Here is a 17,848-nt window from a genome sequence, read left to right on the forward strand (position 1 = left end):
ACCGGAAAGCCGGATCCCGAAAAGGCGTGCCCGTATCTGACGGGCGACTTGAGTGGCACTTCTCACTTGCTGTCACTGTCGGGGAGATGAACTCGACTCCGACTCACTCACCATAACACCCATGCGGCCCGGCCGATTCCCGATCCGCTCAACTGTTCAGGCGTCGTCGCGGACGATCTCGGCGCCACCGGCGTCGACCTGGAGCTCGTGCACGGTCCACCCGGCAGGAGCACGATCGGCCACCCCTCGGGCGAACACCAGGACGGTGGGTCCCGCGCCCGAGATGATGGCCGGGATGCCCTCGACCCGCAGCTTCCGCAGGAGCTTGTACGACTCGGGCATCGCCTCGGAGCGGTAGCCCTGGTGGATCCAGTCCTCCGTCGCGGAGATGAGGCGGTGCGGCGCACCGGTGAGCGCGCTGATCAGCAGGGCCGCGCGCCCGGCGTTGCGGGCGGCGTCCGCGTGCGGGACGCTCTCGGGCAGCAGCCCGCGCGCCTTCGCGGTCGAGACGGCCGCCGGCGGCACGAACACGGTGACCTCGACGCCGGTCTCGAGGCGCTCGACCTCGGCCGCCGCCCCGTCGATCCAGGCGATGGTCAGCCCACCGAAGAGCGCGGCGGCGACGTTGTCGGGGTGACCTTCGAGGTCCACCGCCAGCTGGTACGCGGCGGCGTCGTCGAGGAGCAGCTCCCCGCCCTCGACCAGCGCACGGGCCAGGACGATGCCGCCGACGATCGCGGCCGCGGACGAGCCCAGTCCCCTGCCGTGGGGGATCTGGTTGGTGCAGGTCAGACGCAGCCCCGAGGGGCGGCCGCCGAGCAGGTCGAACGCGGCGTGCATGGCCTCCACGACCAGGTGCGTCTCGTCGAGCGGGACGCCGTCCTTGCCCTCACCGGTGACGTGGACGTCGAGTCCTTCGTCGACCACCTGGGCCGTGAGGGTGTCGTGGAGCGTCAGTGCCAGTCCGAGCGCGTCGAAGCCGGGACCCAGGTTGGCGCTGGATGCCGGCACCCGGACGGTGACCGGCCCGTCGACGAATGTCACAGGAGTCCCGCGGCCTCGGCCGCGGCGTCGACGTCGGCCTCGATGATCGCGTCGACCAGCGCACCGGCGCCCGACAGCGCGGTGTCGATGTCCTTGAGGCCGTGCCCGGTGACGGTGACCGCGATCGTCTGTCCCGGCTCGACCTCACCTGCGGAGGCAGCGGCCAGCAGACCGGCGACGCCGGCCGCGGAGGCCGGCTCGACGAACACGCCGTCGTGCGACGCGAGGTCGCGCTGCGCCTGGAGGATCTGCTCGTCGCTGACCGAGCCGATGCGGCCCCCGGACTCGTCGCGCGCGGCCGTGGCGAGGTGCCAGGAGGCCGGGTTGCCGATGCGGATCGCGGTCGCGATCGTCTCGGGGTGGGCGATCGGGGCGCCCTGCACGATCGGGTCGGCGCCCTGCGCCTGGAAGCCCCACATCTGCGGGGTACGCGTCGCGAGGCCCGCGTCGGCGTACTCGCGATAGCCCAGCCAGTAGGCGGAGATGTTGCCCGCGTTGCCGACCGGCAGGACGTGCAGGTCAGGCGTCGCGTCGAGTGCGTCCACGATCTCGAAGGCCGCGGTCTTCTGGCCCTGCAGGCGGACCGGGTTGACCGAGTTGACCAGCGCGACCGGGTACTTGTCGGCCAGTGCACGCGACAGCTGCAGGCACTCGTCGAAGCCGCCACGGACCTGGATGACCTCGGCGCCGTGCATGACGGCCTGCGCCATCTTGCCGGCGGCGATCTTGCCGTGCGGCACCAGGACGATGGGGGTCAGGCCGGCGGTGGCCGCGTACGCGGTCATCGACGCCGACGTGTTGCCGGTGGAGGCGCAGACGACGGCCTTGGCGCCCTCGCCCACCGCGACCGAGACGGCCGTGGTCATGCCGCGGTCCTTGAACGAGCCCGTGGGGTTGTTGCCCTCGACCTTGATCCAGACGTCACCGCGGACGATGCCCGACAGCCACGACGAGTGGACGAGCGGCGTGCCGCCCTCCCCCAGCGTGATGACCGGGGTCTGGGTGGTCACGGGGAGCCACTCGCGGTACTCCTCGATCACGCCTCTCCACAGGTGTGCCATCAGAATCCTCCCTCGACGCGCATCACCGATGTCACGTCACGAACCATGTCGAGCCCGCGCAAGGAGGCGACCGTGGCCGACAGCGAGGCGTCCTCGGCCTCGTGCGTCACGATGACCAGCTGGGCGTCGGACCCGCTGCCCTCCTGGCGGACGGTCTTGATCGAGACCCCGAACTCGGCGAACGCGCTGGCGACCGAGGCGAGCACGCCCGCACGGTCGTCCACGTCGATCGAGACGTGGTAGCGGGTGCGGGCCCGGCCCATCTCGAGCACCTCGAGCTGGGCGTGGGTCGACTCGCCGGGACCGAACACGTCGCTGCGTCGGTTGCGGGCGACCGAGACGACGTCGCCGAGCACCGCGCTCGCGGTCGGCGCACCGCCGGCACCGGGACCGTAGAACATCAGCTCCCCCGCCGACTCGCTCTCGACGAAGACCGCGTTGTACGCCCCGTGGACGCTCGCGAGCGGGTGGGTGACGGGGATCATCGCGGGGTGGACGCGGGCCGAGACGGCCGGACCGTCGGCCGTCTCGCGGCGCTCGCAGATCGCGAGCAGCTTGACGACGCAGCCCATCTCGTCGGCGGAGCGGACGTCCGCCGCGGTGACCTCGGTGATGCCCTCACGGTGCACGTCACCGATCGTGACGCGGGTGTGGAACGCGAGGCCGGCCAGGATCGCGGCCTTGGAGGCGGCGTCGAAGCCCTCGATGTCGGCGGTCGGGTCGGCCTCGGCGTACCCGAGACGCTGGGCCTCGTCGAGGGCCTCGGAGAAGCCCTGCCCCGTCGTGGTCATCGCGTCGAGGATGAAGTTGGTGGTGCCGTTGACGATGCCGAGCACGCGCTGGACGCGGTCGCCTGCCAGCGACTCGCGCAGGGGGCGGACGATCGGGATCGCCCCGGCGACGGCGGCCTCGAAGTACAGGTCGCGCTCGGCCTTGTGCGCCGCCTCGAACAGCGTCGCGCCGTCCTCGGCGAGGAGCGCCTTGTTGGCGGTCACGACCGAGGCGCCGTGGTCCAGCGCCGCCAGGATCAGCTCACGGGCGAGGTCGATCCCGCCGATGACCTCGATGACGACGTCGATGTCGCCGCGGGAGACCAAGCCCATCGCGTCGGTCGTGAACAGCTCGCTCGGCAGGTCGAGGTCGCGCTCACGGCCCAGGCGGCGGACGGCGATGCCGACCAGCTCGAGCGGCGCGCCGACCCGCTGGGCCAGCTCGTCCGCGTCCCGCGTCAGCAGTCGCGCGACCTCCGTGCCGACGACTCCGCAGCCCAGCAGGGCGACTCGGAGCGGACGTCCGGGGGTCCACGAGGAGGTGCTCACGGTGCAAGGGTATCGGCGTGCCGACCACGTCGACGACACGGCCGAGAATCTGGTCACCCTGATGCCAGACAGGTCGTCTGCCTAGAATCGCGACTGGACGTGGGCAGGTCATCGGCCCCGCCGACTCAACCGGGGGCCCCCATGACTTCTGCTGCAACGTCCGCTGTCACGTCGACGCCGCGAGAGCGACACGTGCGCCGGCTCATCGGCGTGCTCGTCGCCGCCTGCCTCTCGGTGGCCGGACTGACCGCCCAGCCCGCCCAGGCCGCCGACACCGGGTCCATCACCGGCACGGTCTTCACCCAGTCGGTCGGGGGTGCCAAGACGCCCGCCGCCGAGGGTTACATCTACTGGTCCCACGCGCCGACCAAGGACGGCGCGTACTCCGGCTCGACGGGTCACCGCTTCACGGGCAGCACGTTCAGCCTCACGGGGTTGAAGCCCGGGTTCTACAAGTTCGAGGTCGCCCAGGTCTTCGACGCCGCCGGCAGCAGCGCCTACCAGCGCGAGTACTACAACGACGCCGAGGTGGTCCATGACGCCACGGCCGTCCAGGTCGTCGGCGGCAAGGCCAGCAAGGTCACCGACATGGTGCTCGAACCTGCCGGCCAGATCTCCGGCCGGGTGACGGACACCGCCGGCAACCCGATCGCCAACGCCAGCGTCTCCTTCCAGCGGAGCGCGGCGGGAGGCGGCCCAGGCGTGACCACCGGTCCCGACGGTCGCTACTCCACGACAACCGGCTTCGCGAAGGGTCTGGTCAAGGGCGTCTACCGCGTGTCCGCGCGGCACGACGCGGCCCCCGGTGTCACCTCCCACGAGGAGAAGTACTGGAAGAACGCGGCAACGTACGCCACCGCGACGCCCCTCACGGTCGCCCCGGGCTCGGCCACCGCGAACATCGACTTCACCCTGGCCGCCGCACCGCGCATCCAGCTCACGGTCAAGGACCCGGCGGGCAAACCGGTGCCGAACGCGGACGTGGGCGTCTGGACGTTCTCCGACGGCGAGTGGGGTCCGCGCCGCGCGGGGCCGAACAAGACGGACGGCGCCGGCGTCTACCACCAGACGGTGCGGATCGGTGAGCGCCACAAGTTCTTCTTCACGCCGCCGGCAGGCGTCGGGGGCGCCACCGAGTGGTACGACAACGCGTACGGCGAGGCTGCCGCGAAGGAGGTCTCGGCGACGTCCCACGGTCAGGTCCTCAGCCTGACGATCCAGCTCGGCGCCGCCCCCGCCATCACGAGCGCGACCCCGAAGATCACCGGCACCGCTCGCAGCGGCAAGACCCTGACCGTCGCACCCGGCACCTGGACGCCCGTCGGAGTCGCGGTGCGTCGTCAGTGGCGTGCCAACGGTGTCCCGATCCCCGGGGCCACCGGCCCGACTCTTCGGCTCAGCAACGCACAGGCGGGCCGGAGGATCACGGTGCAGGTCACCGGTTCACTCGACGGCGCGACACCCGTCGCGGTGACCTCCGCCGCGACGGCGGCCGTGCAGGGCGTGCTGACGAGCGCGAAGGTCTCGATCAGCGGAACCGCGAAGGTCGGCAAGAAGCTACGAGCCAGGACCGGCTCGTGGGGCCCGTCACCGGTGACGTCGAAGTACAAGTGGTACCGCAACGGCCGCGCCATCTCGGGCCAGAAGAAGAGCACGTACAAGGTGCGCAAGGCCGACGTCGGCAAGCGGATCACGGTGCGCGTCACCCGGAGCAAGAGCCACTACGTGACCGTCAGCAGGCTGAGCTCGAAGACCGCCAAGGTCAAGAAGAAGTAGGCACGTCCGTCGGTGGTGCGGGCACGACCTGCGCCACCGACGGCAGATGCCAAGGTGGACCCCATGGCCGCCCCCTCCAGCCCAGACGCGGCGGACGCGCGACGGGAGTCGCTCGGAGCCGGCTTCCGGGCCGGCCTGCCCTACGCGGCGGTCGGCTTCCTGTTGTCGATGTCGTTCGGCATCCTGGCGCGCGACTCGGGGTTCTCCGCCGAGGCGGCCATCGTGATGTCCGCGGTGGTCTTCGCCGGGTCCGCCCAGTTCGCCGCGGTGTCGATCATCGCCTCGGGCGGCACCGCCGGCGCGGCCGTCGCGGCCGCCGCGCTGATGAACTCGCGGTTCCTCCCGATGGGCATCGCGCTCGGCCCGTCGCTGCCGGGGCGGGCGTCGTGGCGGGCGGTGCAGGGCCAGGCCGTTGTCGACGCCTCGTGGGCCATGGCCAACCGGGGCGGTGGCCGATTCGACCGCTGGTTCCTGTTCGGCTCGACCGCTCCGCAGTACGTGTCGTGGATCGCCGGGACGGTCCTCGGCGCGTTGGGTGGCGACCTGTTCAGCGATCCGTCCCGCTACGGCCTCGACGCGATCTACCCCACGTTCTTCCTGGCTCTCGTCATCGCCGAGGTCAGGGACCGCACGACGCTGGTCGTCGCCCTCGTGGGCGGGCTGGTGGCGCTCAGCCTGGTCGAGGTGGCCCCTGCCGGGCTGCCCGTGCTCGCCGCGAGCCTCGTGGCCCTGTGGGGCCTGCGCCGAAGGAGGTCGGCGACATGAGCACGACGATCTGGTGGACCATCGCGGGCTGCACGGTCGTCACCGCCGTGATCAAGGGGATCGGCCCGGTCGCCCTGGGCGGACGCGACATCCCTCCCCGCCTCACCGGCGTGATCGAGCTGATGGCACCCGCCCTGTTGGCCGCTCTCGTCGTCACCAGCACCTTCGCCGTCGGCGACCAGTGGCACGTGGGGGCCAACACCGCGGGCGTGGCCGTCGGCGGCATCATCCTGGTGCGCCGCGGCCCGCTCCTCCTGGCCGTGGTGGCGGCGGTCGCGGTCACCGCCCTGCTGCGGGCCGTGACCTAGACGCTCACCGGCGTGCCGCCTCCACCCGCATCGCCATGACGACACCGAGTGCCGCGACGGCGCTCGCGAAGCCGAGCACCAGGACGTACCCGACCATCTCGTCGACGTGCAGCATCACCGCGAACAGGACGCTGCCGAGGGCGAGCAGGAGCGACTCCGCCACGGCATCGCTGATCTGCATCCCGGCACTGTTCGCACCCTGCTCGGCCGCGCCGGAGTGGTCGAGCAGCAGCACACCCAGCGTCGACAGGGCCATGCCCATCCCGAAGCCTCCGACCGCCCAGACGGCGGCCACGACCCACAACGGGACCTGGTCGAGGAGGGCGAGGAATCCCGCCGCGGTCCCGATCAGCACGCACGTCGAGCCCAGCCTGACCCGCAGTGGCTTGGCCGCGAGGACGGGCACGTTGGCGGCGAGCCACGACCCGGCGAACCAGAGGACGGCCCCGGTGGTCAGCAGCAGGCCGGCCTGGGCGGCGGTCAGGCCCCGGTGCTGGACCAGCGAGAGCGGCACGTACGTCTCGGCGCCGACGAAGCCCGCGCTGAGCAGGCTGCGGGTCGCCACCACCCTGGGGAGCCCCGGTCGGCCGCGCCACGAGCCCGGCGGCACGAGCCTGGGTGCGTACCGCACGGTGACCGCGAGGGCGGCGAGCAGCAGCGCCGGCCACCACGTCGCAGCCCGCTGGCCGGCCAGGCTCACCGACAGGACACCCGCGGCGACGAGGACCGCCCACCACACCCGCCGACGGTCCAGGACGACGGCACGGTCCCCGACGATCCGGTCGAGCGCCTGCCAGATCAGCCCGAGCGACGCGACCGCCACCGCCGGGACGGCGAGGAACACCCAGCGCCACCCGACCAGGTCCGCGATCGTGCCCGCGATGAACGGACCCGCGAGCGCCGGCAGGACCCAGGCACTGGTCATGACCGTGAAGACCCTCGCCCGCATGTCCTCGTGGAAGGTCCGCCCGATCATGACGTACAGCCCGACCGAGATGAAGCCGCTGCCGAGTCCCTGCACTGCTCGGCCGGTCAGGAACACCGCCATCGAGGGCGCGAGCCCGGCGACGAACAGCCCCAGCGAGAAGACCATGACACCGCCGCGCACGGCCAGCGCGGGGCCGTGACGGTCCATGAGCGGTCCGGCCAGTGTCATCGACACGACGCCCACGGCCATCGGCGCAGCGAAGGACAGGGCGTACAGCGCGAGCCCGTCGAGCTCCTCGGCCACCACGGGCATCACGGTGGCGACCGCGAGGGACTCGAACGCGACGAGGAACGCGAGGGAGAAGATGCCGGCCACGACCCGCCCGTGCGGGCCGAGCCAGAGCCGCTCCCCCGCCGGGGCCGGCGCGCTCACCGGCGCGCGCCGCGGATCGCCGCGATCTCGTCGCACGCCCACCGTGCCGGTGGGACGTCCGTTCTTCCGGGCCGGTGCTGTCCGGTCACGCGCATGCTGCTCCTTCGTCGTCGGTGCGACCACTCCACATCCTCAATCGGGGTTGAGGTCAAATCGAGGGGTGGTCTACGGTCGGGACATGACGTCCCGGCACCCGGAGCTCACCCCCGGCCAGGTGGCCGAGCGCTCCGGCGTCGCGGTGTCGGCCCTGCACTTCTACGAGCGCGAGGGTCTCATCGCAAGCCATCGCACGGCCGGCAACCAGCGCCGCTATCCCCGCGAGGTGCTGCGCCGCATCGCCTTCATCCGCGTCTCGCAGGGCCTGGGCATCTCCCTGGCGCGGATCCGCGAGGCCCTCGGCACGCTGCCCGACGACCACGTCCCGACCAGGGCTGACTGGTCGCGACTGTCCCGGCGGTGGCGCGCCGACCTCGACGCCAGGATCGACCAGCTGCAGCGCCTGAGGGACGACCTCGACGGCTGCATCGGGTGCGGCTGCCTGTCGCTCACGAGCTGCGCCCTCTACAACGCCGAGGACGTGCTCGGGAGCAAGGGACCGGGGCCCCACCGGCTCCAGCGACGCGAACCCGCCGGGGACGTCATCCCGGACGGCTCGCCTCCGCCACGTGCGGGATGACGTCCGCGGGGGGTCAGCCGACGTCGAGGGTCATCAGGTCGTCCTCGGTCTCGCGACGCAGGATGACCCGGGCCTCGCCGTCGCGCACCGCGACGACGGCCGCGCGAGGGACGTGGTTGTAGTTGCTGGCCAGTGAGCGGCAGTACGCACCGGTGCCGGGCACGGCGAGCAGGTCCCCCGCGGTGACGTCACCAGGCAGGAACTCGTCCTTGACGACGATGTCGCCGGACTCGCAGTGCTTGCCCACGACCCGACTCAGCACCGCCGGCGCGTCGGACGCGCGGGACGCCAGCGTGCAGGAGTAGTCAGCGCCGTACAGCGCGGGCCGGATGTTGTCGCTCATGCCGCCGTCGACCGACACGTAGCGGCGTGACGCCCCACCGTCGAGTGCCACCGACTTGGTCGTGCCCACCTCGTAGAGGGTGAACGTCGAGGGGCCCGCGATCGCACGGCCGGGCTCGATCGACAGGTGGGGCACCTCGATGCCCATCGCCGCGCACTCGTCCGCGACGATCTTGAGCATGCCGCGCGCGAGGTCACCGGGCGTGGAGGGGTTGTCCTGGGTCGTGTACGCGATGCCGAACCCGCCGCCGAGGTCGAACTCCGGCAGCGCGACGCCCAGCTCCTTCTGGATCTCGGCGTGCAGCCGCAGCACCCGCCGGGCCGCGACCTCGAAACCGTCCGTGACGAAGATCTGCGACCCGATGTGCGAGTGCAGGCCCCGCAGGTCCAGGCCGGGCACGGCCAGGACCTGCCGCACGGCGGCCAGCGCGTCGCCGCCGGTGATCGAGAAGCCGAACTTCTGGTCCTCGTGGGACGTCGAGATGTACTCGTGCGTGTGCGCCTCGACGCCGGCCGTCACCCGGATCATGACCGGGGCCGTGACGCCGAGCTCCGCGGTCAGGTCACGCAGGCGGTCGATCTCCTCGACCGAGTCGATGATGATGCGCCCGACACCGACCTCGAGGGCCCGGCGCAGCTCGGCGACGGACTTGTTGTTGCCGTGCAGGCCGATGCGAGCCGGCGGGAAGTCCGCCTTCAGCGCGACGGCGAGCTCGCCGCCGCTGCAGACGTCGAGGTTGAGCCCCTCGTCCGCGATCCATCGGGCAGCCGCGACGCAGAGGAACGCCTTGCCGGCGTAGTAGACGTCGGCGCCGGGGAACGCGTCCTTGAACGACCGCGCGCGGCGCCTGAAGTCGTCCTCGTCGACGACGTACGTCGGCGTGCCGAACTCGGCGGCGAGGTCGGCCACCGACACCCCGGCGACGGTCAGGACGCCATCGACCTTGGAGACGCCCTCGGCCCACAGGTGCGGGACGAGCCGGTTGGGGTCCTCGGGGCTCCTGAGCCAGGCGGGACCGCGGTCACCGGACTGGCCGTGCAGGGCGCCGGCCTCGTGGGAGCGCACGGGCTACATCCTCTCGGGTGCGGTGACACCGAGCAGTCCCAGCCCGTTGGCGATGACCTGGCGCGTCGCGGCCACGAGCATGAGCCGCGCCCGGTGCAGGTCGGTCGGCTCCTCGTCGCCCTTGGGCAGCACGTGCGCGACGTCGTAGAACTTGTGGAACGCCGCCGCGGTGTCCTCGAGGTAGCGCGCGACGCGGTGCGGCTCGCGCAGCTCGGCGGCACGAGCCACGACCTTCGGGTAGTCCGCCAGCGAGCGCAGCAGCGCGCCCTCCTGGTCGACCACGAGCAGCGACGGGTCGAACGTCGCCTCGTCGATCGTGACCCCGAGGTCGACCGCGTTGCGGATGATCGACGACAGCCGCGCGTGGGCGTACTGCACGTAGAACACCGGGTTGTCGCTGGTCTGGCTGGCCCACAGGTCGAGGTCGAGGTCGATCGTGGAGTCCATCGAGTAGCGCGCCAGGGCGTAGCGCGAGGCGTCCACGCCGATCAGGTCGACGAGGTCCTCCAGGGTGATGACGGTGCCGGCGCGCTTGCTCATGCGCAGCGGCTCGCCGTCCTTGACCAGGTTGACCATCTGGCCGATCAGGATCTCCAGGTTGACCTTCGGGGTGTCGCCGAACGCGGCGCACATCGCCATCATCCGCGAGACGTAGCCGTGGTGGTCGGCGCCCAGCATGATCAGGCAGCGGTCGAAGCCGCGCTCGCGCTTGTCCAGGTAGTAGGCGAGGTCGCCCGAGATGTAGGCCGGCTCGCCGTCGGACTTGATGACGACGCGGTCCTTGTCGTCACCGAAGTTGGACGTGCGCAGCCACGTGGCGCCGTCCTCCTCGTACATCATCCCGAGCTCGCGCAGGCGGCTGATGGCCCGATCGACCGCACCGGACTCGTGCAGGTCGTTCTCGTGGAAGTACACGTCGAAGTCGACGCCGAAGTCGTGCAGGCTCTGCTTGATCTCGCTGAACATCAGGTCGACGCCCTCGGCGCGGAACGTCTCCAGCGCCTCGGCGTCCGGCAGCGTCGCCGCCTCGGGGTGCTTGGCCAGGACGGTCTGCGCGATGTCATGGATGTACTGGCCGCCGTACCCGTCCTCGGGAGCGTCCTCGCCGCGGGCGTCGGCCAGCAGCGACCGGGCGAACCGGTCGATCTGCACGCCGTGGTCGTTGAAGTAGTACTCGCGGGTGACGTCCGCGCCGATCGCGGACAGGATGCGGCCGAGCGAGTCACCGACCGCGGCCCATCGGACGCCGCCGATGTGGATCGGGCCGGTCGGGTTGGCGCTGACGAACTCCAGGTTCACCTTCTGGCCCGCGTACAGGTCGCTCGTGCCGTACGCCGTGCCGGCCGCGACGATCTGCGGGGCGAGCGCGCCCTGGGCACCGGCGTCCACGCGGATGTTGAGGAAGCCCGGGCCGGCGATCTCGGCACTCGCGACACCGTCCGCGTCGCCGAGGCGGTCGGCCAGCAGCTGCGCGAACTCGCGCGGGTTCATCCCGGCCTTCTTGCCGAGCTGGAGCGCGATGTTGGTCGCGTAGTCCCCGTGCTCCTTGACCTTGGGTCGTTCCACCACGACCTCGGCGGGCACGCCGTCAGGCAAGGTGATGGTGCCGGCCTCCACGAGGGAGGTCAGGGCGTCGATGATCGTGGTGGAGAGCTGCTCGGGGGTCACCGCTCTAGGGTATCTCCCGGCATCCGGGCCCCGGACGCCGCCGAAAAGGCGTCCGGACGTGGGCGACCCGCAGGGCCGTGCACCCTGCACCGGAATCGCCGGCGGTAGAGGCACGCGTCGAGTGGACAACTCGACGCCCTGCGGGTCGGGTGACTGCGGGTATTCGCCGCCACCAGTCCTGTTTCACCAGAACACCGGCTCGTGGAGCCGGGCCTCGTGGCTAGCGGACAGCCACCTCACAAGTCCAAGACGAATTCATTCTTCGGACCACCTCCTCTCCGTGTACGAAAACCGTACGTCCGGATCAGGCGTTGTTCAAGCAGGCGGCTGACGATTCTTGTTGCTGTCAATGACGTCCCGCACGGTCTGGATCAGGAAGTCCGGGTCGAAGGGCTTGGTGACGTACGCGTCGACGCCGGCACGGGTCGCCCGCTGGATGTCGGCAGGGTGGCCCTGCGTCGTCACCATGATGATCCCGATGCCCGCGAGCTTGGGGTCGGCGCGGATCGCCGCCACGGTCGCGACACCGTCGAGGCGGGGCATCATCACGTCGACCGTGAGCGCATCGGGCAGCTTTTCCATACGGCGCAGGGACTCGAGGCAGTCGACCCCGTCGACCGCTTCGTCGACCTCGAATCCGGCCACCTCCATGTTCGTCCGGATGAGGAAACGGATCGACGGGGTGTCGTCGACGACGAGCACTCTGGGCATGGACAACACCGTAGTGGCCGTGCGGTAGGCTCACACCGCAGTTGGCCGTATTGGCCCCCGTAGCTCAGGGGATAGAGCGCCGCCCTCCGGAGGCGGAAGCGCAGGTTCGAATCCTGCCGGGGGCACCATCAGTGCCGACACACTTCCGGGCGGCCGGTGCCGGACGTCAGCGGGTGCCGGGGTATCCGTCGCGGCAGAACAGCTGGATCGACCCGACCGGCGCGAAGCCCGCCCCCAGCAGGGCTCGCAGGCTGGCCGCGTTGCCGGGCGCAGCGGCCGCCACGACCACCCTGTCCTGGGGCACCGCAGCCAGGGCGGCCTCGATCAACGCCACGCCGGACCCACCACGGTGGTCGAGCTCGGTCTCGAAGCTCAGCTCGCACAGGCCGCCCACCCCGCGGCCCAGGGTGACGACCGCCGACCTCGCCGGGTCCGGACGGCCCAGCACCTCGACGTCGTCGCGGATCGCCGCAGCGTGCAGCGCCCGTGGGTGGCGCGCCAGGTCTGGCCGGCGCACGAGGTCTGAAAGACGCGAGCCTCTCCCCCGCGCGACGAGCAGGACGTCGAGCACGTCGATCCACGCGTCCTGGCCGGCCAGCGCGCTCACGAGGCGCGGGTCGTGCGCGCCACCGAACCCGTCGGCGCCGAGCCGCGACAGATCGGCGTCAGTCACGTCGGGCGAGACCGCGAACACGGCGTGACCGGTGAACGCGACGACGGCCTCGAGCCCCGGCCGCCAAGGTGGAACCCGTTGCCAGCCGCCGTCCACGGGCGGGAACCGACCGTCCGCTGCCGAGGCGATCATCTCGCCCAACGGGTGCTGGGGCTGCTGCTGCGGGTCCACCGCCCCACCCTCGCACCACGACACGCCGGGGACACGACGGGCCGCGACACGGTCGTCCGCCCCGGCGGCAGACGTACGATGGACGACGCATCGTTCATCGAGCCGACCAGGGAGGCCACCTCGTGCCGGACCACCAGGTCGTCCGTGGTGTGCGGACGGGTGGTCGCAGCGCGCGGGTCCGCGAGGCCGTGCTCAACGCCGCGTTCTCCGAGCTGGTCGAGAGCGGGTACGCCGGGCTGAGCGTCGAGTCCGTCGCCACCAGGGCGCAGGTGAACAAGACGACGATCTACCGCCGCTGGTCGACGCTCGACAACCTCTTGGTGGACGCGCTCACGACCTGGTCGGACGACGTCCCGGCCGTCGACACCGGCAGCATCGAGTCGGACCTGCTGGCCCTCGGCGGCCACCTGGGGCGGATCTTCAACTACGGCCCGGGCCGTCAGGTCGCCGCCTTCGTCCTCACCGCCGGCCTGGAGGGCGGAGAGCTGCGCGAGGCCGCACGCCGTTACTTCGACCACCAGACGGAACGGGTTCTCCCGACCGTCGAACGCGCGATCGCGCGCGGTGAGATCCCAGCCGACTGCGACCCTCTGGCCCTGCTCGACACCTTCCGCGCGCCGCTGGCCTATCGGCTGGTCACGGCCGGCGAACCCGTCGACGCCGACCTGATCGCCAGGGCCACGGGCATCACGCTGGCCGCGGCACGCGCCGGCCTGCTGTCGACCTGATCACCGCAGGGTGTCGTCGAGCCAGTCGAACATCCTCTGGTGGAACAGGTTGAGCGCTCCTTCCTGGCAGTGCTCACCGGCGCCCTCCGCCGCGGTGAACCGGATGAAGGTCTTGGGGCACTGCAGGGCGTCGTAGAGCTTGCTCGCTTGGCCGGGAGCGAACTGGTCGTTCTCGCCCTCGCAGACGAGGGTGGGGCACGTGATCTTGTCCGCGACGCCGGCGAGGTCGTACTTGACGACCTCGGCCGCCAGCTCCTCGGCGGTGTCGGCGCCGAACACCCACAAGGCGTTGGACAGGACCCAGCGCTGCTGGGTCGGCAGCTCGGTGCGACGGTCGATGAGGCCCTGCAGCGCCGCGAGCTGCTGGGCCGGGTCAGCGTCCTGCCCGGGCGAACCTGCTGCGGAGCCGCCGGCGAGATTGACGATGCCGTTGATGTTGAAGATGCCGTCGTAGGCGATGCACGCTGCGATCCGCGGCTCGAACGCCACCGCCCGCGGGCCGAGGTAGCCGCCCAGGCTCATCCCCATCAGGGCGATGCGGTCGGGATCGACGCCTGGCAGCTTGAGCGCGACGTCCACGGCCGGTGTCACGAACGCCTCCCAGTCGTGGCGCATCGCCAGGTGGTCCTTCCGCAGTGCAGCCCCTTGGCCACCGCCCTCGAAGATCAGGCAGTTCCACCCGTAGCGGCGCGCGGCCTCCCCCACCACGAAGTACATCTCCTCGCAGGTGGAGTCGAACCCGCCGTGCGCCAGGAGGGTCGGTCCCGGCTCGTCCCCGGTGACGTTCAGGTAGTAGGCGCTCAGCTCGACCCCTTCGTACGGGATCCCGACCTGTGTCCACTCGTCCTGGCGGCCCATCGCGCTGCGGAACGCGTCGACCGCGCGGCCGGAGGCGTCGGAGACCCGCGGATCGTTCGTGGGGTCGTCGCGCAGGAAGAACTCGGCCGTCCGGTAGTAGTTCGACGCCCTCAGGTAGGCGCCGCGTGCGCTGACCTGGTGCCCGCCAGCGGCGCACCCGTCGGCGATCGCGGCGATCCGGTCGGCGAGAGCGCGCCACTCCCGGTGCCACGACTCGGTGTCCCCGGGCGTGATCCGGTCGGCCGTCGAGATGACCTCCCCGATGTCTGCGCCGCCGTAGGGGATGTACGCGCTGGTGCGCAGGGTCTCGAAGGAGAACGCCTCGTCGGTGTCGAAGATGAGATGCATGACCGCTCCGTTTCATTAATGCAACTACCTGTTGCGATAAATCGACGATGGCACACGCACCGAAGCCGGACAATGGGTCCGCCACACCCACGCTGCACGCGAGGCGGTTGCGACGCCGTGGGACCGCAGTAGCGTCGGGGGCACACCGACGAAGGGACACACCATGCCCACACGCACAGCACGCACTGCCTGGGACGGCGGATTCGAGGACGGCTCGGGCCAGGTCGAGCTCACCGACTCAGGTCTGGGCACGTTCGAGATGTCGTTCAAGAAGCGTTCCTCCGAGGACGGCGGTGGCGCGACCAACCCCGAGGAGCTCCTCGGCGCGGCACACTCCTCGTGCTTCACGATGCAGCTGACGGCCGTCCTCGGCCAGAAGGGCGCCACCCCGGTCTCGATCGAGACGACCGCCAAGGTCACGCTCGGCGAGGACTCCGCGGACGGCGGGTTCAAGATCAGCAAGATCGCGCTGAAGGTCCGCGGTGAGGTCGAAGGCATCGACGAAGCGGGCTTCCTGGAGGCAGCGGAGGCGGCCAAGGTCGGCTGCCCGCTGAGCAAGGCGCTCGCGTCCGTCCCCGAGATCACGCTGGACGCATCCCTCGAGACCGCGTAGCCGTGCCGCCGGCGGGGCCGCTTGGGCGCCCCGCCGGCGTCAGGCGTTCGTCCTGCGCAGCCGTCGTCGCCGGTCGCCGCTGCGTCGCAGGTCGCGGGCCAGTCGCCGGTCGCCGTAGTACAGGATCGTCGCCCAGTCGATGGCCCCGTCGGCCGGTGCGGGGGCGGGTGCTGCGGCCTTCTTGGGGCGCGGCTCCACGAAGAGCCAGTTCAGGACACCCAGGCCCATGTCCACCAAGGACGCGCGCACGCCGATGTACGAGCTGATGGCGACCGTGGCGAGGATCGCGTTGAACATCGCGAACCCTGCGTTGCCCCAGTTCTCCTGCTGGTAGTCACGCCATGCGGTGAGGAGCGAGAAGAGCACGATCAGGTACGGGACCATGACGTGCAGCGCAGGCGCCGCTGTCCGGTTGCGGACCTTGGGCGTCCGGGCGAACGGGATCTTCTCGCCGGTGAACGCCTGCTGGACCGACTTCAGCACCCCCGCGAGGTTGACCGGCAGCAGCACGAGGTTGAACCCGTAGATCCGGAAGATGTCGGTGAACCGGTGCCCGCAGGCGCGCAGGTCGCTGCCCATCGCCAGGAAGTACGGCAGCGCCGCACCCAGCACGAGCGGGCTCAGCAAGCGGCTGTCGTACGGGTAGAACAGCAGGAAGAGCAGGCCGAAGCTGGCCCACGCGATCGATGCCATGTAGTTGACCCGCAGCGCGAGCTCGGTCAGGTGAACCCGCGTGCCGCTGTGCCGCCGGTGCCTCATCTGCTCCCACAGCTTCGGCAGGATCAGCAGCCCCCCGTTGGCCCAGCGTCGACGCTGCACCACGAGCGACCCGAAGTCGGGCGGGGTCGCGCTGTAGCTCAGCCGCTCGGGATAGTTCACCAGCGTCCACCCCGCGGTGCCGATGTCGATGCTCGACTCGGTGTCCTCGATGACGGTGCGGTCCTGGATGTACGTCTTGACGTCGTGGCCGCCGATGTTCTCGACCTCGACGATGTCCTCGAGCGCGCTCTTGCGGATGACGGCGTTCGCGCCGACCCAGAACGTCGCGTTGTGGTGGGTCTTGCCCTGGTGGAGGATGTGCTGCAGGTCCGTCGAGGCACCGGCGATCCGCTCGATGCGGGTCGGCGCGCCACGGAAGGACGAGTACGGCGTCTGGATGATCGCCACGTGCTGGTTCTGCTCCTGCTCGAGGTAGAACACCAACCGGATGCAGTAGTCGCGCAGCAGCTGTGAGTCGGCGTCCAGGGTGAGCACGTAGCCGGAGTCCGGGATGTCCAGGTCACCCGGCTCGGCGGTCTCGACCTCGTCGAGCATGACGCCGAGCGCCGTGTGCTGCGGTCGCCACACATGGCCCATGAGCCCCAGGTAGGCGTTGACGTTCATCGCCTTGTTGGCCTCGTGGGACAGCGATCCGTACGCCTTGCGCTCGAAGCTCGTCAGGTCGGCCCGGAAGATCCAGGCGAGCCGCCGCTGCAGCTCCAGGATGCGGGACGGCTCGGGAAGCCCGCCCTGGTCCAGCGCCGCCTGCAGCGCGAGCGCCGTGAGCCGCAGCTCGTTGGCCAGGCCGACGAGGACCTGGTCGACGAAGAACTCACTGACGTGGTCGACGACCTGCTCGGCCTGCGCCATGGCCTCGAGCCAGTCCGCCGCCGCGTGGTAGTCCGCCAGCGCGGTCTTGACCGAGCGACGCCTGCCCTTGCCGCGAGCGAGGGTCGCCTCGGCCGCGGCGAGCGAGGCCTGGAACCGCTCGCGCGGCTCACGCAGCGCCTCCTGGATGTCCGGAGCCAGACGCCGGGTCGCCTCGAGCTTCGCCCGGACGGCCGGATCGGTCGGCGCGGGCGGATCATCGATCAGCAGCACCAGGTGCAGGTCCGGGTACTCCTGCAGCGCGGCGCTCCACATCGTCAGGCGGACGACGTCAGGCTCCTCGGCGTACGACGGGATCAGCACGGTCAGGCGCTGGCTGGGGGCCTCCGCGAAGTGCCGGTCGATCAGCCCCCGGGGGGCGCGGACGTGGCTGCGGAACCGCAGCAGGGCGCCTTGGCGCGCCACGAGGTACATCAGCGCCGAGAAGGTCAGGAACGTGACCACCAGGACGTACGAGAACGCCTCCATCGTGAACCGGAAGCTGCCGCCGTAGTCGATGAACTCGCGGAGGATCGTCGAGACGACGTACCCGATCCACGACAGGATCGTGACGACGATGGCGACTCTGCCCCACGTGATCTTGGCGGCGCTCGGTACCGGGTGCACGATCGACAGCGGTTCCGAGCGACGCTCGGCCCCCCACTGACGACGTGTCCTCGGCTCTGCCACGTTGGCCTTGGACCTCACACGCAACGACCTGTCTCCTCAATCCCC

The 17,848-nt window shown here is 70.9% G+C and carries 16 protein-coding genes and 1 tRNA gene; 7 read left to right on the forward strand and 10 right to left on the reverse strand.

The genetic code is table 11. From position 1 onward, the window contains the following. Nucleotides 1–156: 156 nt before the first annotated feature. Genes thrB through C3E78_RS12520 form a run of 3 tightly spaced genes read right to left on the reverse strand, consistent with a single transcriptional unit; the run spans nucleotide 157 to nucleotide 3,424 of the window. Nucleotides 157–1,044 carry a homoserine kinase gene (gene thrB, locus C3E78_RS12510; RefSeq protein ID WP_108578864.1) on the reverse strand — a complete coding sequence of 296 codons (888 nt, stop codon included), beginning with the start codon at nucleotides 1,042–1,044 and terminating at the stop codon, nucleotides 157–159. Then, nucleotides 1,041–2,105 (reverse strand): threonine synthase, encoded by a 1,065-nt coding sequence (thrC, locus tag C3E78_RS12515; RefSeq protein ID WP_108578866.1) that lies wholly within the window; start codon nucleotides 2,103–2,105, stop codon nucleotides 1,041–1,043. Before thrC ends, thrB begins: the two co-directional genes overlap by 4 nt. Continuing rightward, nucleotides 2,105–3,424 (reverse strand): homoserine dehydrogenase, encoded by a 1,320-nt coding sequence (locus tag C3E78_RS12520; protein ID WP_108578868.1) that lies wholly within the window; start codon nucleotides 3,422–3,424, stop codon nucleotides 2,105–2,107. The genes thrC and C3E78_RS12520 overlap by 1 nt, the downstream gene beginning before the upstream one ends. Before the next feature lie 141 nt (nucleotides 3,425–3,565). On the opposite strand from C3E78_RS12520, the gene C3E78_RS12525 reads away from it, so the two are divergent. The 3 genes from C3E78_RS12525 (at nucleotide 3,566) to C3E78_RS12535 (ending at nucleotide 6,273) form a co-directional block, all read left to right on the forward strand. Continuing rightward, nucleotides 3,566–5,200 carry a carboxypeptidase regulatory-like domain-containing protein gene (locus tag C3E78_RS12525; protein WP_108578870.1) on the forward strand — a complete coding sequence of 545 codons (1,635 nt, stop codon included), beginning with the start codon at nucleotides 3,566–3,568 and terminating at the stop codon, nucleotides 5,198–5,200. A 63-nt stretch (nucleotides 5,201–5,263) separates the two neighbouring features. After that, nucleotides 5,264–5,965: an AzlC family ABC transporter permease gene (locus C3E78_RS12530; protein WP_108578872.1), complete on the forward strand. Its 702-nt coding sequence runs from the start codon at nucleotides 5,264–5,266 to the stop codon at nucleotides 5,963–5,965. Then, nucleotides 5,962–6,273, forward strand: a complete 312-nt coding sequence (locus C3E78_RS12535; protein ID WP_108578874.1) for an AzlD domain-containing protein — start codon at nucleotides 5,962–5,964, stop codon at nucleotides 6,271–6,273. The genes C3E78_RS12530 and C3E78_RS12535 overlap by 4 nt, the downstream gene beginning before the upstream one ends. A 4-nt stretch (nucleotides 6,274–6,277) precedes the next feature. Here C3E78_RS12535 and C3E78_RS12540 read toward each other — a convergent pair whose 3' ends face one another. Then, the gene (locus C3E78_RS12540; RefSeq protein WP_108578876.1) at nucleotides 6,278–7,756 is read right to left on the reverse strand and encodes an MFS transporter; all 1,479 of its coding nucleotides are present in this window, start codon (nucleotides 7,754–7,756) and stop codon (nucleotides 6,278–6,280) included. Between the two features lie 55 nt (nucleotides 7,757–7,811). On the opposite strand from C3E78_RS12540, the gene soxR reads away from it, so the two are divergent. Continuing rightward, nucleotides 7,812–8,309 (forward strand): redox-sensitive transcriptional activator SoxR, encoded by a 498-nt coding sequence (soxR, locus tag C3E78_RS12545; protein WP_108580880.1) that lies wholly within the window; start codon nucleotides 7,812–7,814, stop codon nucleotides 8,307–8,309. Nucleotides 8,310–8,322: 13 nt separating this feature from the next. Here soxR and lysA read toward each other — a convergent pair whose 3' ends face one another. From lysA to C3E78_RS12560, 3 genes are all read right to left on the reverse strand, one after another. After that, the gene (gene lysA, locus C3E78_RS12550; protein ID WP_108578878.1) at nucleotides 8,323–9,717 is read right to left on the reverse strand and encodes a diaminopimelate decarboxylase; all 1,395 of its coding nucleotides are present in this window, start codon (nucleotides 9,715–9,717) and stop codon (nucleotides 8,323–8,325) included. 3 nt (nucleotides 9,718–9,720) lie between these two features. Continuing rightward, entirely contained in the window at nucleotides 9,721–11,385 is a 1,665-nt protein-coding gene (gene argS, locus C3E78_RS12555; protein ID WP_108578880.1) for an arginine--tRNA ligase, read from the reverse strand. Nucleotides 11,386–11,700: 315 nt separating this feature from the next. Continuing rightward, nucleotides 11,701–12,096 (reverse strand): response regulator, encoded by a 396-nt coding sequence (locus C3E78_RS12560; RefSeq protein ID WP_108578882.1) that lies wholly within the window; start codon nucleotides 12,094–12,096, stop codon nucleotides 11,701–11,703. A gap of 53 nt (nucleotides 12,097–12,149) precedes the next feature. On the opposite strand from C3E78_RS12560, the gene C3E78_RS12565 reads away from it, so the two are divergent. Continuing rightward, nucleotides 12,150–12,224 (forward strand) — tRNA-Arg (locus C3E78_RS12565). A gap of 38 nt (nucleotides 12,225–12,262) precedes the next feature. Here C3E78_RS12565 and C3E78_RS12570 read toward each other — a convergent pair. Then, the gene (locus tag C3E78_RS12570) at nucleotides 12,263–12,940 is read right to left on the reverse strand and encodes a hypothetical protein (protein WP_199906818.1); all 678 of its coding nucleotides are present in this window, start codon (nucleotides 12,938–12,940) and stop codon (nucleotides 12,263–12,265) included. Nucleotides 12,941–13,062: 122 nt separating this feature from the next. Between C3E78_RS12570 and C3E78_RS12575 the strand changes: the two genes are divergently transcribed. Beyond that, the gene (locus C3E78_RS12575; RefSeq protein WP_108578884.1) at nucleotides 13,063–13,668 is read left to right on the forward strand and encodes a TetR/AcrR family transcriptional regulator; all 606 of its coding nucleotides are present in this window, start codon (nucleotides 13,063–13,065) and stop codon (nucleotides 13,666–13,668) included. Here the strand turns inward: C3E78_RS12575 and C3E78_RS12580 are convergent, their stop codons facing one another. Continuing rightward, nucleotides 13,669–14,874, reverse strand: a complete 1,206-nt coding sequence (locus C3E78_RS12580) for an alpha/beta hydrolase family protein (protein ID WP_108578886.1) — start codon at nucleotides 14,872–14,874, stop codon at nucleotides 13,669–13,671. Between the two features lie 163 nt (nucleotides 14,875–15,037). Here C3E78_RS12580 and C3E78_RS12585 point away from each other — a divergent pair, with 163 nt between their 5' ends. After that, complete coding sequence (locus C3E78_RS12585; RefSeq protein ID WP_108578888.1) at nucleotides 15,038–15,487, forward strand: OsmC family peroxiredoxin; 450 nt, start codon at nucleotides 15,038–15,040, stop codon at nucleotides 15,485–15,487. Between the two features lie 39 nt (nucleotides 15,488–15,526). Here the strand turns inward: C3E78_RS12585 and C3E78_RS12590 are convergent, their stop codons facing one another. Further along, nucleotides 15,527–17,803, reverse strand: a complete 2,277-nt coding sequence (locus tag C3E78_RS12590) for a glycosyltransferase family 2 protein (protein WP_235833613.1) — start codon at nucleotides 17,801–17,803, stop codon at nucleotides 15,527–15,529. Nucleotides 17,804–17,848 lie beyond the last annotated feature (45 nt).

The organism is Aeromicrobium chenweiae (genome assembly GCF_003065605.1).
GTDB classification, from domain to species: domain Bacteria; phylum Actinomycetota; class Actinomycetes; order Propionibacteriales; family Nocardioidaceae; genus Aeromicrobium; species Aeromicrobium chenweiae.

Excerpts from the sequence above, each read along its gene's own strand:
- thrC (WP_108578866.1), bottom strand. The coding sequence starts at position 2,105 with ATGGCACACCTGTGGAGAGGCGTGATCGAGGAGTACCGCGAGTGGCTC.
- C3E78_RS12525 (WP_108578870.1), top strand. The coding sequence starts at position 3,566 with ATGACTTCTGCTGCAACGTCCGCTGTCACGTCGACGCCGCGAGAGCGA.
- C3E78_RS12530 (WP_108578872.1), top strand. The coding sequence starts at position 5,264 with ATGGCCGCCCCCTCCAGCCCAGACGCGGCGGACGCGCGACGGGAGTCG.
- C3E78_RS12535 (WP_108578874.1), top strand. The coding sequence starts at position 5,962 with ATGAGCACGACGATCTGGTGGACCATCGCGGGCTGCACGGTCGTCACC.
- soxR (WP_108580880.1), top strand. The coding sequence starts at position 7,812 with ATGACGTCCCGGCACCCGGAGCTCACCCCCGGCCAGGTGGCCGAGCGC.
- C3E78_RS12560 (WP_108578882.1), bottom strand. The coding sequence starts at position 12,096 with ATGCCCAGAGTGCTCGTCGTCGACGACACCCCGTCGATCCGTTTCCTC.
- C3E78_RS12580 (WP_108578886.1), bottom strand. The coding sequence starts at position 14,874 with ATGCATCTCATCTTCGACACCGACGAGGCGTTCTCCTTCGAGACCCTG.
- C3E78_RS12585 (WP_108578888.1), top strand. The coding sequence starts at position 15,038 with ATGCCCACACGCACAGCACGCACTGCCTGGGACGGCGGATTCGAGGAC.